At 40.1% G+C, this 551-nt stretch carries 1 protein-coding gene; it reads right to left on the bottom strand.

Annotated elements, in window-relative coordinates; translation table 11 throughout:
• Positions 1 to 538: hypothetical protein (locus EG240_RS16765; protein ID WP_203229342.1), on the bottom strand; the 538-nt coding region annotated here is incomplete at its 3' end.
• Between the last annotated feature and the right edge of the window lie 13 nt (positions 539 to 551).

Here is a 551-nt window from a genome sequence, read left to right as displayed (position 1 = left end):
TATAACGTAATAGAAATCCTTTTTTATAGGCTTCATGATACGTAATGTCGTCCACGCCGTTCCATACCGGGTTGGGAATTTGGGTTTCCGTTTCGGAAAAATGCATTAATCTGGTACCATCCATTCTCCCACTATTATGAACACGCACTAAAGCGATAACTCCACCATTGTTATCTAGCTCAATATTATAAACTGCATCATCTGCATATCCACCAATGGTTTGGCTCCAACGGAAAGTTCCGTCGCAAGCGGTTGAGAAAATAACGATATCGTAACTACTCGTTGAATTATAAGTTGGAATGGAATTGCCGTCTATTTGGGTGTTGCCGTTGGTGGCACGGGCTAGAAAAAAGTAGTTGTTGTCTTGGTCTATTTTAATATCTAATATTTGTTCTGCTTGCGGAAAGTAGTGCGTTGGATATTCCCCATAAGCATTATTGGTTCCTCCACCTGTTTTTGCCCATTGCCATTGGTAGTTTTGGGCGAAGCCTGATAATCCAAAAAGAGAAAGCGTAAGTATGGTAATTATTTTTTTCATGATGGTTGCGTTT

The sequence above is a fragment of the Paenimyroides tangerinum genome, from assembly GCF_003865405.1.
GTDB lineage: Bacteria > Bacteroidota > Bacteroidia > Flavobacteriales > Flavobacteriaceae > Flavobacterium > Flavobacterium tangerinum.
This window is presented reverse-complemented; position numbering and strand designations above follow the sequence as displayed.